The organism is Faecalibacterium sp. I2-3-92 (assembly GCF_023347315.1).
Taxonomy (GTDB): Bacteria; Bacillota; Clostridia; order Oscillospirales; family Ruminococcaceae; genus Faecalibacterium; species Faecalibacterium duncaniae.
In genome coordinates this window covers 730076-744541 of record NZ_CP094470.1, presented here as the reverse complement: position 1 = coordinate 744541, position 14466 = coordinate 730076, and the positions used below count along the sequence as shown (strand labels likewise).

General features: G+C 62.1%; 11 protein-coding genes and 1 other RNA gene. 7 read left to right on the top strand and 5 right to left on the bottom strand.

Annotated elements, in window-relative coordinates; translation table 11 throughout:
* Positions 1-120: 120 nt before the first annotated feature.
* Positions 121-3822, bottom strand: coding sequence for a UvrD-helicase domain-containing protein (locus MTP42_RS03475; protein ID WP_249257985.1), 3702 nt, complete (start codon positions 3820-3822; stop codon positions 121-123).
* The gene (locus tag MTP42_RS03470; RefSeq protein WP_249257984.1) at positions 3819-7172 is read right to left on the bottom strand and encodes a PD-(D/E)XK nuclease family protein; all 3354 of its coding nucleotides are present in this window, start codon (positions 7170-7172) and stop codon (positions 3819-3821) included. Before MTP42_RS03470 ends, MTP42_RS03475 begins: the two co-directional genes overlap by 4 nt.
* 196 nt (positions 7173-7368) lie before the next feature.
* Here MTP42_RS03470 and ruvX point away from each other — a divergent pair, with 196 nt between their 5' ends.
* Complete coding sequence (gene ruvX / locus MTP42_RS03465; protein WP_005935569.1) at positions 7369-7800, top strand: Holliday junction resolvase RuvX; 432 nt, start codon at positions 7369-7371, stop codon at positions 7798-7800.
* A 42-nt stretch (positions 7801-7842) separates the two neighbouring features.
* On the opposite strand, the gene MTP42_RS03460 is transcribed toward ruvX, so the two are convergent.
* Together MTP42_RS03460 and MTP42_RS03455 are read right to left on the bottom strand one after the other, a co-directional pair.
* Positions 7843-8913: a HAMP domain-containing sensor histidine kinase gene (locus MTP42_RS03460; protein ID WP_249257983.1), complete on the bottom strand. Its 1071-nt coding sequence runs from the start codon at positions 8911-8913 to the stop codon at positions 7843-7845.
* Positions 8914-8917: 4 nt separating this feature from the next.
* On the bottom strand, positions 8918-9592 hold the full coding sequence (locus MTP42_RS03455; protein WP_249257982.1) for a response regulator transcription factor: 675 nt from the start codon (positions 9590-9592) through the stop codon (positions 8918-8920).
* Positions 9593-9774: 182 nt separating this feature from the next.
* On the opposite strand from MTP42_RS03455, the gene MTP42_RS03450 reads away from it, so the two are divergent.
* The 3 genes from MTP42_RS03450 to MTP42_RS03440 are packed head-to-tail and all read left to right on the top strand — an operon-like array spanning position 9775 to position 11921.
* Entirely contained in the window at positions 9775-10017 is a 243-nt protein-coding gene (locus MTP42_RS03450) for a hypothetical protein (RefSeq protein WP_249257981.1), read from the top strand.
* 42 nt (positions 10018-10059) lie between these two features.
* A complete protein-coding gene (locus MTP42_RS03445; protein ID WP_442899449.1) occupies positions 10060-11082 on the top strand; it encodes an NAD-dependent epimerase/dehydratase family protein in 1023 nt (340 codons plus the stop codon).
* A 14-nt stretch (positions 11083-11096) separates the two neighbouring features.
* Positions 11097-11921, top strand: coding sequence for an SDR family oxidoreductase (locus MTP42_RS03440; RefSeq protein ID WP_249257979.1), 825 nt, complete (start codon positions 11097-11099; stop codon positions 11919-11921).
* Between the two features lie 84 nt (positions 11922-12005).
* On the opposite strand, the gene MTP42_RS03435 is transcribed toward MTP42_RS03440, so the two are convergent.
* A complete protein-coding gene (locus MTP42_RS03435) occupies positions 12006-12749 on the bottom strand; it encodes a peptidylprolyl isomerase (protein ID WP_243136809.1) in 744 nt (247 codons plus the stop codon).
* 281 nt (positions 12750-13030) lie between these two features.
* On the opposite strand from MTP42_RS03435, the gene MTP42_RS03430 reads away from it, so the two are divergent.
* From MTP42_RS03430 to MTP42_RS03420, 3 genes are all read left to right on the top strand, one after another.
* On the top strand, positions 13031-13345 hold the full coding sequence (locus MTP42_RS03430) for a DUF1292 domain-containing protein (protein WP_005935590.1): 315 nt from the start codon (positions 13031-13033) through the stop codon (positions 13343-13345).
* Between the two features lie 29 nt (positions 13346-13374).
* Positions 13375-13578: non-coding RNA, 6S RNA (gene ssrS / locus MTP42_RS03425), on the top strand.
* Positions 13579-13787: 209 nt separating this feature from the next.
* Positions 13788-14417 carry a hypothetical protein gene (locus tag MTP42_RS03420; protein WP_098923009.1) on the top strand — a complete coding sequence of 210 codons (630 nt, stop codon included), beginning with the start codon at positions 13788-13790 and terminating at the stop codon, positions 14415-14417.
* Positions 14418-14466: the final 49 nt, after the last annotated feature.

Sequence of the window (14466 nt, the reverse complement as noted above, 5' to 3'; positions counted from 1 at the left end):
CGGGGATTCCAACCCCACAAGGCGAGCGCGGCACAGGCCGTAGCTGCTTTCTTTACCGGAACAGTTTACCACACCCACAAAGCCCTGTCAAGCACTTTTACGCGATTTCAGGGAAAAATATTACTTAACCTCAATCAGCTTCCCCAGTTCCAGCGAGTAGATGCCCTTATAGGTCACCGGCTTCGGGGCAAAGCGCTTGCTGATGGCAAGGGCATAGAGGTCAAGCTGGGCGCGATAGGCGGCAAGGAAGTCGTCCTCGGATTTTCGGCGGTCCGTCTTGTAATCCAGCAGCTCCAGGTGGTCCGGGAACACCAGCACCAGGTCAGCGATGCCCTGCACCAGCACCTTTGCCTGTGCCACGGCAGCGCTGTCGGCGGGGGCAGTGCCCTGAGCGGCCAGCACCTCGGCGGCAGGCAGGGCCGTGATAAAGTCCAGCTCCCGCAGCACCTCATCCGCGGCACAGATGCGCGCAAAGGCTTCGCTCTCCACAAAGCGGCGGATGCGCCCTGCATCCAGCTTCTCCGCAATTTCGGACGCGGTGAGCTTTGCTTCCACCTGCCGGTCGCGCTCGGCGGGGATCGCCGTTTCCAGCGTGCCTGCCTGTTTTGCCGCTGCAAGAGCCATAAAATCGGCGTGCTCCAGGAAGGCGTGGAGGGCCGTGCCCATCTCGGCGGCGGTCAGGCCGTCCTTTGCCAGAAAGCCCGGGCGCTCCAGCGTGGTCTGCTCTGCCTTGTGGACGATGCCGGTCACGCTGACCTTGGCGGGCACTTGGGCCAGCTCTGCCGCCGGGTACTGCCAGGCAAAGCCCTGCCGCAGTGCCTCGGTCAGGGCCGGGTCTGCCTGGGCCAGCGGTCTTTCCTCCAGTTCCGGGTCGGGTGGCTCCACGCCCTCGGGCAGCGCCTGCTGCACCGTCAGGGTAATGGTGCTCCCGGTATCCGCAAAGGGCAGTTCCAGATCCTCGGCCAGCCGGCGCAGAGGGCCGCCGTTGGGGTGGACGAGCAGGGCCGCGCGAAGCCAGTCGGCAAAGCTGTTTGCCTGTCGGCAGAGCGTCTGCCCCGCCCCGGCTTCAAGGAAGGCCGCCGCTCTGGTAAAGGGGTTGGAGGTCTTTCCGATGCCCAGCGGCACGGTCAGGATCAGCTTATCCTGCGCGCGGGTCAGCGCCACATAGAGCAGGCGCATCTGCTCACTGCGCATCTCGGCGGCGTGGACATTGGAGAGCGCCGTGTAAGCCGCCGTCTTGTAAGCGCCCTCGCCCTCCTCGGGGCGCAGGCGCAGGCCCGCCCCATACATCCGATGCAGGAGCACCGGCTGGCGGGTATCGGCGGCATTGAAGCGACGGGCCGTGTCGGCCACGAACACCACCGGGAACTGCAGCCCCTTGGAGCGGTGGATAGTCATCACGGTCACACAGCCGGGGCGGGAGCCGCCGGGCACGGTATCCTGCCCCGTGGAGCCTGCCAGCGCCGCAGCGTCAATGGCCCGCACCAGCGCCGAGATGCCGCCGGAGCCGGCCCCGGCACAGAAGGAAGCAAACCGCCGGGCATCCTCCCGGCGGCGGGCACCGTTTTCCATCACGCCCAGTGCGGCAAGGTAGCCGGTGGAAGCAAAGATCTCCTCCAGCAGCTGTTCTGCCGGGGCACTGCGGGCCATCCGGCGCAGCTCGGTCAGCCGGGCATAGAACGCCCGGACTTTTCCGGTAAAAGGGGTGTCCTCCCCGCTGTTCACGGTGAGCAGCAGCGCGCCGTAGAGGCTGATGCGCTGGGGGGCGTTTTCCCCCTGCTGCTTCTGGATCTCTTCGGCCCTGGCCCGCAGGCGGACAAGGTCGTCATCGGTGAAGCCGAACAGCGGGCCCAGCATGGCGGCGGCAAGATAGATATCCTGCGCCGGGTTGTCCATGACCTTCAGCAGGGCGATGAGGGGCCGGATGTGGGGGGCATCCAGCAGGTTTTCGCGGGCATCCGCGTACACCGGGATGCCCCGGGCGGTCAACGCTTCCACATAGGCCGGAAAATCATTGCGCGCCGCCAGCAGGATGCAGCAGTCCTCATACTGCACCGGGCGGGTGGCACTGCCGTCCCGCACCGGCTCGCCGCTCTGCACCATCTCCTCGATGCGCCGGGCGATCCAGCCCGCGTCCGTTTCGGCGGTGTCATCGGGCAGGAAATGCGCCTCCACGCTGCCCGTGTATTCCCCGGGTGCCCCGCAGACCAGCCGCTGGCCGTCGCCGTAGGCCGTGTCGCCGAGTTCCGGGGACATGAGCCGCTCGAACAGGAAATTGACCCCTTCCACCACCTGCGGAGCCGAGCGGAAGTTGGCATCCAGCGCCAGCATGGCATCGGTGCCGGGGGTACCCTCTGCCGGGCGGGGCCGCGCTGCGCCGCCTGGCAGGGCGGGCCAGCTGTCCAGTTTTTCCCGGAAGATGCTGGGGTCTGCCTGCCGGAAGCGGTAGATGCTCTGCTTCAGATCTCCCACCAGGAAGAGGTCGTCCCCCGCCGGGGATGCAAGGCACCGGTACAAGGCATCCTGCAGGGCGTTGGTGTCCTGATATTCATCCACCATCACGGCGGCATAGTTCTGCCGGATGACCCCGCACAGCGCGGTGGGGGTGCCGTCCGGGTCACGGAGCAGACGGAGGGCCTGATGCTCAAAGTCGCTGAACTCCAGCAGCTTCCGGTCCCGCTTTTGGGCCGAGAACCGGGCATCGAAATCCCGCACCGCCGCGAACAGGGCCCGCAGGCGGGGCTCTGCGGCCCTGCGGTCTGCCTCAGCTTCCTCCTCACTGCAGGGGATCAGCTCAAGGATCTGCGCAAACAGGGCCGCGCCTTCATCGGCGCGTGTGCGGATGACTTTTTTGTGTTCGCCGTTCAGCCGCTTTTTCATTCCTTTCAGGCCGGGCAGCTCCTCCATACCCAGCACATAGGGGGTCAGCAGATCGTAAAGCGGGGTCCATTCCCCCGCCACAGCCAGCTGTTCCACCCTGCCCAGCAGGGCGGCAGCCTTGTCCAGCCGTTCCTGTGCATCGGTATATTTTTCCAGCACGGCATTTTTTGCCTTTTCCCGGGCAGAGGGCGTTTTCTTTTCCTCGGCATCGGCCAGCTCCTGCTCCCGGTCGCCCGGGCAGTCAGCCAGCGCGGCGCGGAACAGTTCCCCTGCTGCCCGGGCACTGCGGGCGGCTTCGGCCAGCAGCAGATCATGCCAGCAGGTGGCGGCAAAGCCATTTTCCTCCTGCCACGGAGCCAGAAATTCGTCCAGCTTTTTGTCGTAATCGGGCAGGGCGCGCAGGAAATCGTAGACATGCAGGATCGTCTCGCCCGCCGCACGGTCGGTGCGGCCCTTGCCGTAGAGGTCGGCAAAGGCGCAGAAATCCGGGTCGCGGTAGGCATTTTCCAGCGTCTCGCTCAGGGCAGAGGCCCGCAGAAGCTCCACACTGCCTGGGTCTGCGGGGGAAAAGTCCGGCGGGATATCCAGCGCCTGAAAGTGCTTGCGCAGCAGGTCCAGACAGAAGGCATCGATGGTGCAGATGGGCGCGCGCTGCAGCAGCATCCGCTGGCGGCGCAGCGCGCCATTGCCGGGTTCCGCCTGGCTGCGCTTCAGAAGCGCCTGCCCGATGCGTGCCCGCAGCTCTGCCGCCGCCGCATTGGTAAAGGTAACGATGAGCAGACGGTCCGCATCCACGGGATGCTCCGGGTCGGTGATGAGCCGGACAGCCCGCTCCGTCAGAACAGCCGTTTTGCCGCTGCCCGCCGCCGCGCTCACCAGCAGCGCGCCGCCCCGGTCCTCGATGGCGGCCCGCTGGGCGGGGGTCCACTTGGGTTCACTCATGCCTGTTCCTCCTCTCCCTCTTCGGGCTGTCCGGGAGCCTCAAAGGGCTTTGCGGGGGCCTCCAGCGCCCGCTCTCCGATGCCGGTCTCGTGGCAGCAGACAAAGCCGTAATCACACCACTGGCAGGGGCTCCGGCCCGCGACCAGCGGCTCGGCGGCGATCTGCCCCTCATAGAGCTGCTGGCCCATCCGGGTCACAAGATCATCCAGATGCAGCTGGATGCGGTTCAGCTTGGCGATGTCTGCCCGCTTGTCCTTTTGGTAGGGGCTGGGCGCGCCTTTGTAATAGGAGAAGGGCAGGTATCTGCCGGTCTCGTCGGCATCCATGGCATCGAACAGCTTCTGCTCGTCCCGCACCAGACCGTCCAGTTTGTATTCCACACTGTGGGCCGCCTTTTCGCGGGTGGTGGTCTCAGGGGCCGGGTCGGCCAGCAGGTAGAGCACGCCAGCCGGTTCCGCCCCCGTAAAGCGGCCGCTTTTATCCCGGGTCAGGCTGAACAGGTAGAGCAGCATCTGGCAGTCCAGACCGCAGTAGACCTCCTTCAGGTCCAGCTTTTTGGTGCCGGTCTTGTAGTCCACCACCCGCACCCAGCGGGTGCCGTCCTCCTCCACCCACTCGTCGGCACGGTCCACGGTGCCCACCAGCTGGACGGTGCGCCCGTCCGACAGGTGATACACCTGGGCAGGCACGGCATCCTCGCCCCGGCCGATCTTCAGCTCACAGGCCACGGGCTTGAAGCTGGACTGCCGCTGCTCATCCCGCAGGTAGAGCAGCAGGCTCGTCATGCTCTTTTTCAGGCGGGAGAGCAGATAGGCAAAGCGGGCGGTATCCTCGGGCAGATAGCGCTTGGCGTACTCGTCCACCAGCAGCGCGGCAAGGCTTGCCATGGCCTCATCGTCCAGCTCTATAAAGGGCTGCAGCGCCGCCATGGGGTTGTCCGGGCCGGGGTGAGGGTCCAGCGCCATCTGCAGCACCCAGTGCATCAGGGTACCGCTCTGGTCGGCGGAAAGCTCGGCCCGGCGGCGGGGCCTGAGCCCCAGCACATACTGCAAAAAGTAGCCGTAGCGGCAGGTATAATATTTTTCCAGCTGACTGGGCGAAATGCGCAGTTTCCGCCCCAGCAGCGCTTCCAGCGCAGGCAGGTCATGCACCTGCCGGGGGGCAGTGTCGGCCATCCGGCGCAGCAGGGCAAGGCCCTGCGGCTCGGTCTCGCCGGGGGTGTGCAGGGCTTCTGTCAGGCTGGCACGCTCGGTCTCCGTCAGGGGCCAGCCGCCGCCCAGACAGTCCAGCCCATCTGCGGGAGTGGCCGCAAGGTCTGTCAGTTCCAGCTCCGGGGCAGCGGGGGCCAGTGCTTCCACGAGGGGTTCCAGCGCAGCGCAGAGGGTCTGCCCCTGCCCCTTGGGCCAGCTGAGCCACAGCCCCTTTGCAGGAGCGGTCAGGGCCTTGTAGAAGCAGACCTGCTCACGCACCACACGGTTCTCAAAGCAGTCGGGCAGGTCGATCTCCTGCGCCATCAGGGCATCGCGGTCGGCGTGGGTCAGCAGACCCACCTCGCCGGGCGCGGCCGGGAATTCCCCCTCGGCCAGCCCCAGCACAAACACATAGTCCGGCGCATCCAGACGCATCTTGCCTGCGCTGGCCAGCACCACCGCGTCCAGGGTCTGGGGAATGTGCCCCAGGTCGGACGAGCGGAGCAGCAGCCCGAACAGATCCTCGTATTCGGCCACGGTCACGGTCTGCTCCCCCAGCAGATGGGCCATCTCGTTCAGCAGCCCCATGACCACGTTCCACTCCCGGGCGGCTTCCTCCGCCGCCGGGATGCCCCGGCCCGCGCGGATGGCCTTTACCTGAGCAGCCTGCTGTTCCTCAGCTCCCAGCGTTTTCAGGCAGAAATACACCGCCCGGCTGATGGCCTCGGCATTGACCCCGCGCACCTTGGCCCGGAATGCATCCACCGCCCCCACGAGCAGGGCACGGGCATGTTCTGCCCGCTCCCGGTTGCGGAGGTCCTCTTCGGTCAGCTCCTGTTCTCCAAAGCCCTTGGGGCTGCGCTCGAACTTCTCCCGCCAGGCCGCCGCCGTGGGGGCCCAGGTGTAGGCATAGTTTTCCAGCGCGCAGACCTGCTCCTCGCTCAGGGCACACAGGCCGGTCTTGGCAAGGGTGGTCAGGTTCTCGGTCAGGTCGGCTCCCCGGGCGATTTCCAGCAGGGCCCGCACCGCCGTGGCCGGGGCGCTGAATTCCGGGGTGGTGGGTTCATCGCAGTACAGGGGGATCTCCGCCATCCGGAACTCATACCGGACTGCGGCACGATACTTGGCGATATCGCGGCAGACCACAGCGATCTTTCCGCACCGCACGCCCTGCCGCATCAGCCGCCGGATGGCACCGGCAGCGGCACGGGCCTCCTCCTCCCGGCTGGGCGCGGCAAAGAGCCGCACCTCGCCCGCCGGGGCATCCGCGGTGCAGCTGCCGGTTTCCAGCAGCTCTGCCACTGCGGCAAGGCCCGGGGCGTTCCGGTGGCGCAGATCCTTGCGCAAAAGCTGCGGAACGGCCACCTCCGCCCCATTTTTCCGGGCCAGCTGGCGCAGCTGCGCCGCCACCTGCTTGGCCCCGGAGAACAGGCTCAGGTCACCGGGCAGCAAGGGGGCACCGTCATCGCAGAGGGCTACCGTCACGCTGGGCAGCACCGCCAGCATGGCCCCCAGCAGCCGCTTTTTGGGCGCGTTGAAGGTATCGAACTCATCAATGAACACCGCCCGGTCCCGCAGAAACTCCGGCAGACTGTGCCGGGCCAGCGCTTCCTCCAGCCGGGCTCCGGCCAGCTCCAGCCGGTCAGAGGGGTCCATGCCGCTGCGGGCCAGCAGGGTCTCGTAGCCCTGAAAGATGAGGGCCAGCTCACTGAGCTTACCGCTCTCGGCTCCGCAGGCACCGGCCAGCTGTGCCAGCTGCCGGCCGGAAAGGCCCGCGCTCTTCAGCTCGTCGATGGTCTGAGCCGCCATCTGGCAAAAGGCCGCACTGCGCCGGTGGCGGTGATAATAGTGGACATTGTCCTGCAGCTCCTCCAGCGCCCGGCGCACCAACACGGCACGGCCTGCGTCAGAGAGGGTCTGCACCGCCGCGCCGCCCTCGGTGGAAAGGATCTTTTCTGCCAGACTGGTAAAAGAAAAACTCTCCACCATGCCGGACAGGGCATCCCCCAGCTCACGGTAGATGCGGCCCTCGGTGCTGGAAGTGAATTGTTCCGGCACCAGCAGGATGCTTTTTTCCCCTTTTTCGGCCCGGGCGCGGATGCGCTGGTACAGCAGCGTTGTTTTTCCGCTGCCGGAGCCGCCCAGAAGTAGCTGTAACATTGTTTTCTCACTTTCTCTGCATCTCAGCCCAAGCCACCGAACTGACCCAATATGCCAAGGGCTCCCCTACTAGGGGAGCTGGCGAGCCAAAGGCGAGACTGAGAGGTTTAATCACTTTATTCTACCGCAAAATTGAAGAAAAATCTATTCTGTGGTAAACTGAGGAAAAACAGCAAAACAGGAGGGGCACTTCCCCATGAAGATTCTAGCAGTTGATTACGGTGCCAGCCGCACGGGGCTTGCGGTCTGCGACCCCACCGAATTCCTGACCACGCCCATCACCCCCCAGATCACCCTGAAGGCCCGGCCCAAGGTGGCCGCCGAGGTCTGCCGCATTGCCCAGGAACAGAAGGCAGAGCTCATTGTAGTGGGCCTGCCGCTCAACATGGACGGCACCGAGGGCGAGCGCGCCGAGAAGAGCCGCAAGCTGGGCAAGACTTTGCAGATCTGGAGCGGCCTGCCCGTGCGGATGTGGGACGAGCGGCAGTCCACCTGTGAAGCCGCCGATATCCTGGACGAGGTGGGGACTTTTGGTGCCCACCGCAAGGCCATTCTGGATTCCGTCAGCGCCACGGTCATTCTGGAAGATTACCTCGCCTGGCGCAAGGAACACCCCGGCGAAATTTGAACCGGAAGCAAAAAGAGACGCTTTTCAGCGCCTCTTTTTCGTTTATATGGGTAATGTCACGGTAAAGCAGCTGCCCTGCCCGGGTGCACTGTTCACCTGGATACTGCCGCCGTGGAGCTCCAGTACCTTTTTCACCATGGCAAGGCCCAGACCGTTGCCCTGGGTGGTGTGGCTGGTGTCGCCCTGATAGAACTGTTCAAAGATATGCGCCTGCGTGTCGGCGCGCATCCCCTCGCCCTGATCGGTCACCGAGACCATCAGGGCGTTTTTTGCTTTGCGCAGGTTCACGGCCACGGTGCCGCCCTCAGGGCTGAACTTGGCGGCGTTGTCCAGCAGGTTGAGCCAGACCTCTTTCAGCAGCCCCTCGCTGCCGGTGTACTCTGCCGGGACAAGATCGGCATCAAAATCCAGCTCCTTCTGCCGCCACTTCTGCTGGGTCACCAGCACGCTCTGGCGCAGCTGCTCATCCAGGGAGAAGCACGCTTTGTCGGTCAGGATCGTCTGGCTCTCCACCCGGTTCAGGGTCAGAACATTCGTTGCCAGGTCGGCCAGCCGCCTGCTCTCATCCCGGATGATGGTCAGATATTCCTTCTGATCCTCGGGCGGCAGCTGCTCCTCCAGCAGCAGGTCGGCAAAGCCGCTGATGCTGACGATGGGCGTTTTGAATTCATGGGAGAAGTTGTTGATAAAATCCTTCCGCAGGATCTCAGTGCCGCCCAACTCCTCCGCTGCCTTGTTGAAGCTCTGCTCAAACTCGACCATCTCCCGGGGCACGTAGCCGTGTTCCGCGTGATTTACACGCACGGTAAAGTCCCCATTTGCCAATTTTTTCATAGCCTCAATGTTCCGCTGCAATGGGTGGATAAAGACCATCCGTATCATCACCACCATGCTCACAGCGATCAGGATGCAGACGGTATAGACAAAGGCCAATGCACCACCGAGCTCGACCTGTCCATCGTGATAGAGAAATCCCTCGTCCACACCGGCCAGGACCAGCACGGTGCAGACGGCCAGCAGCAGAAAGACCATGAAAAAGAGGTTCAGGATCAGAAGCATGGTCAGGTTCAAGGTCTCCATGCCGCTGCGCAGCCGGTTGAATGCGTTTTTCATTGGATCACACTTTCTTCACGGCCCGGTAGCCAAGGCCACGGACGGTCTGGATCTCGAACTCCGGCCAGTCGTAGAAGCGGTTGCGCAGGCGGTTGATGTGGACATTCACGGTCTTGTCATCGCTCTCGCTGTCGATGCCCCAGATCTCGTCCAGCAATTCCATCCGGGTAAAGGTGCGCTCCGGGTAGGCCAGCAGTTTGTACAGCAGTTCAAACTCCTTGGGCGGCAGGGTCTGCACCTCCATCCCCCGACGGACCGTGTGGCTGTCCATATCCACCACCACATCCCCCACCGTGATCTTATGCTCGTCCACGATGCGGGCCCGGCGGAGCAGAGCCTTGATGCGGAGCAGCAGCTCAGTCTTATCCGGCGGTTTGGTCATGTAGTCATCCGTACCCACCAGAAAACCGGTGTGCTTGTCCTCGGGCAGAGCCTTGGCCGTCAGCATCAGGATGGGCATCATGCTGCCGCCGTCCCGGATGGCCTGGGTCAGGGCAAAGCCATCCATTTTAGGCATCATCACATCGCACAGCAGCAGGTCAATGTGCTGGTGGTCGATGATGTCCAGCGCCGCTTCGCCGTTGAAGGCCGGGATCGCTTCATAGCCGTTGATCTTTAAGATGGCGCAGAGCAGCTTGTTGGTGCTCACGTCATCTTCCGCAACCAGAATTTTCAGCATGGCGTTCTCCTCACTTTCTATGGTATGGCTCTATTATACACCCAAAGATAAACAAAAGATAAACAGAAATATTCACCTTGCGTTTACCTTGGTCGGGTATCCTTTAGCCATCGCAAGGGAGCACGGAGCTCCACAACAGAACAAACAACAAACATTCAAACATAAAACGGAGGACACTTACCATGATGAACCGCAAGAACATGACCGCTTCCACCCTGGACGAGACCGCACTGGATACTTACTACACCCTGACTGAGGGCGGTGCAAGCTACGGCATCGGTCTGGCACTCGCTGCCACTCTGAACAGCCTCAAAAACCGGAACACCTCTTCTCCCGTCCGTATCGACGAGGACACGATGGATGCCTATCTGGCTGTCTCTGAGGGGTTCGACAGCATGGGGCTGGGTCTGGCCGCAATGCTGTAAACCGTATCGTACACTTTGAGAGAAAAGCGGGAGGAAATGAATATGAACATCAACACCACTTATCTGTTGACCGGCGCGGCCGGTTTCCTGGGCATCAACATCTGCACTCAGCTGATCGAACGGGGGGAGCACATCCGGGCCTTCGTCCTCAAGGGGGATCCTGCCCGCAAGTATCTGCCCGCTGAGGTCGAGGTTTTTGAGGGCGATCTGTGCAGCGCAGAGGACTGTGAAGCTTTCTTCAACATCCCCGAGGGCAGCCAGAGCGTCTGCATCCACTGTGCCAGCATGGTCACCATCGACCCGGAATACAGCGAGAAGCTGATCGCCGTCAATGTGGGCGGCACCGAGAATATGCTTGCCGCCGCCAAGCACCACCCGGAATGCAGGAAGTTCGTGTACGTTTCCTCCACCGGTGCTATTCCTGAGCTGCCCGCTGGGCAGCCCATCCGGGAAGTGAATCAGTTCGTCCCCTATGAAGAGGAAAAGGTGGTAGGCTGGTACAGCCGCAGCAAGGCCATGGCCACCCAGAAGGTACTGGATGCCGCCCACGCGGGCCTGAACGCCTGCGTTGTCCACCCCAGCGGCATCATCGGCCCCAACGACCCGGCCATTGGCCAGACCACCCGCACCCTGACCCAGATCCTGAACGGTGAAATGCCCATCGGCATGGCGGGCAGCTTCAACATGGTGGATGTGCGTGACCTGGCCGCAGGCACCATTGCCGCCGCCGACAAGGGCCGCAAAGGTGAATGCTACATCCTGAGCAATGATGAAGTCACCCTGAAGGAAATGTGCCGGATGCTTAAAGAGGATACCGGCTGCAAGGGTTGCAAGTTCTACCTTCCCCTTTCCTTCGCCCACCTTGCCGCAAAACAGATGGAAAAGTCGGCCGCCAAAAAGGGCACAAAGCCCGTGCTGACCGAATTTGCGGTCTACAACCTGGAGCGTAATAACACCTTTGACTGTTCCAAGGCCAAGAACGAGCTGGGCTTTGCACCCCGTCCCTACGCCGAAACACTCCACGACACCGCCGCCTGGCTCAAAGCCACCGGCAAGATCAAATAAGGGAGGAACCGAAGATGAAACCTGTCTGTGTGATTACCGGCGGCGGCAGCGGCATGGGCCGCGCCACGGCCAAGCTGGTCTGTGAAGCCGGATATCATATGATTTTGGTAGGCCGCACTGCCGCAAAACTGGAAAGCGCCGTGGCCGAGCTGGCCAAAGCCGGACACGAAGCCGAAGCCTTTTCCTGCGACCTTGCCGACCGCTCTGCCTGCGAAAAGCTGGCACAGCACGCCGCCGTCTGCGGCCCCGTGAAAGCCCTGCTCCACATTGCTGGCATGAGTCCCCACATGGGCAGCCCGGAAGCCATTCTGCGGGCCAATGCACTGGGGACCATCAACATCAATGATGCCTTTTACCCGGTCATGGCCCCGGGCGGCTGTGTCATTGATACATCCAGCATGAGCGCCTATCTGGCCCCCGGATTCATCATGCCAAAACACAGTTATCCCCTTGCCCGCACCGACCGGAAAGAATTTTTGAAAAAGATGATGGTTCGCATCAACCTGATGCCCAAAAACGCCCGCACCGGTGTGGCCTATTCCATCAGCAAGCATTTCGTCATCTGGTTTGCCAAAACCGATGCCGCCCGCTTTGGTGCCAAAGGGGTGCGCTGCCTCAGTGTGACCCCCGGCAACTTTGATACTCCCATGGGCCAGTTGGAAAGCGCCGAAGCCCAGACCTTTACCGCCCATTCCGCCCTCAAGCGGAACGGCAGGCCAGAAGAGATCGCCGCGCTGTATGCCCTGTTGCTGGACGAACGGCTCGGTTATCTCACCGGCACGGATATCGTCATGGACGGCGGTGTCATTGCCAGTGGGGTCAGCGGCCTTTCCCGCTGACCGATATATCCCCCATTCTCTCCATTCAGCACAAAACCGGCTTTCCTGCTGCCACGGGAAAGCCGGTTTTGTCATTTTCAGTTGTTACTGCGCCTGATATGTCTCAATGCTGACGCTGTTGATGGTGATCGTTTCCGTGGGCTTCTGGTTCTCATCCACCGCTGCCTGAGCGATGGTGTCCACCACGTCCATCCCCTCGTACACCTGGCCCAGCACGGTATCGGTGTAGTCGAGGTAAGGCGCGCCGCCGGCGGTCTGGTAGGCCGAGACGACCTCAGCGCGATAGCCTGCACTGTTCATCTGGTCGGTGAGTTCCTGGGTGATGGAATCCCCGCCGGGCAGAGTGGACATGATATAAAAGACGCTGGCGCACTTGCCGGAGGAGTCCGCCGCCATGCAGAGGGCACCGGAATAATGGTGGAGCTTGTCGGTGGCCTCAGCCGGGTAGCGGCTGCCGTTCCAGATGGTGGTACCCTTGCCGTCAGCACCCTGACCGGCTTCCACCACAAAGTCCTGCTCCACACGGGTCACGGTCAGGCCGTTATAGTAGCCCGCCTGCACCAGACCCACAAAGTTATCATAGGCCTGCGGGGCCTGCTCCGGGAAGAGCACCGCCCGGAACACCCCCGCCGTGGTATCGAACACCGCCACGGGTTCCCCCGCTGCCGGGTGGGTGAACTGCAGCTCGGCCGATTCCACCGCCGGGCGGGTGATGGTCTTTGTTCCGGCTCCGCTGCTGCCGCCGATGTTTTTCACAAGGCTGCAGCCGGACAGTGCAAAACTCACGGCCAGCAGCAGCGCCGCCAGCCGGACACGGGTCTTATTCATAAACAGATCCCTCCGTTCATATTCTGATAGCAGTTCCCCCGCACGCGGGAGATGCACAGAGTTCAGTATAGCATATTTCTGCCCGGGAAGCGAGAGGGAAATGCGTGAAAATTTGTCGTGCATTTTCTGTGCGAAAAACATCTTGACGAGCAGGCAAAAAAACGCTACACTATAAGCACAGCAAGGGACGGCGGGAACGCAGCAGATCCCGGGCTGTGTGCGTAATTTTATTTGAGTACCATCCCTTTGATTGGGTTTGGATAGACAGGAGAACGTATCTTATGGCAGAAGAGATCAAGAACCCGAACACCGAAGAGGAATATCAGCCCGATCTGATGACTCTTGAGGATGAGGACGGCAATGAGGTCACGTTTGAAGTGATCGATGCGCTGGACCATAAGGGCGTGCATTACCTTGCAGTTGTCGAATACGCAGAGGATGAAGAGGATGTCAACGAGGACGCACAGCTGGTCATCCTGAGCGTGGGCGAGGACAGCGAGGGCGAATATCTGGACGTTGTGGAGGATGACGAGACTCTGATGGAAGTCAGCAAGCTGTTTGAGCAGCGCCTGAGCGACCAGTTCGAGATCGAGTAATTCCCCAGCACAGACAGATTCCCAGGCAAGACTTCCTGCCCGGCGCGATTTGTTGCGGTTTATATGATCCTACTAATCATTCAACGGGAGCCCGGAGTTCTCCGGCGGATTGCAGACCTCCCCGCCATGGGTCGACCATGGAGGTTCGATGAGGAAGCGTGAATCCGGCGACAGGGCACCCACCTGTCCGTAAGGGTAGGTTTGATTGCCGCAGACGACCGGGCGGGATCTTTTTATAGCATTGCATCCACCGCTGGCCTGCCACAAGGCCAGTGTGTGGATTTTTTTATAGGACGACCTCTCAAGTGCTGATGCCCCCGTTCCTCTATTAGGGGAGCCAAGCTTATGCTGCTGTTTTCTTGCCTTTCCTATTAGGAGAGGTGGCATTGCGCAGCAATGACGGAGAGGTTTTGGTGATGATGGAAAGGATGTGCATTGCGGTATGAAAAGCGAGCATCTTGTGGGGACGAGCATCCCCCGTTTCACCTACGACACCCCCACGGTGCCGGGCAATGATTTTTACGCCCTGTGCGAGGGGGAGCATCCGCTGTGCATGATCTTCCTGCCCGGGTTCGACCACCCTGTCAGCCGCGAATATATCACCCGTTACCTGAAAACACTGCCCCAGCTCAAGGGGGCGCGGCTTGTCTGTGTGGTGCGTTCCTCGGCGCAGGCGGTGGCAAAAGCCACCCACGGCTCAGATTTCCCCTTTCCTGTCATCTGCGACGGCCCCGGCGTGCTGTACGGCTACCTGGGCGTAGAGCAGACCCGCGGCCTGCTGAGCTGGAGCTTTGCGGCCCAGAAGATCTACAAGGCCGCCAGAGATGCTGGTTACCACTACGACACCAAAGCCCCTCAGCTGCTGCCGCTGACGCTGGTGGTGGGCCATCTGGGCAAGATCCTGTTCACCCACTCGGGCCGCAGCCAGACCGACCTGCCCGAGGACTGCGCCGCCATCAGCGAGATCGTGCGGGCTGTGGAAAAGGCCACCGCCCCCACCGACGGCCCCGCAGACCCCCACTGCTCGGACGAGACCCTTACCCTGCCCGATCTGGTGGGTTGGGATAACTGAATGATCCACAAAAACGGCTGCTGCACATTTTCCGTGCAGCAGCCGTTTT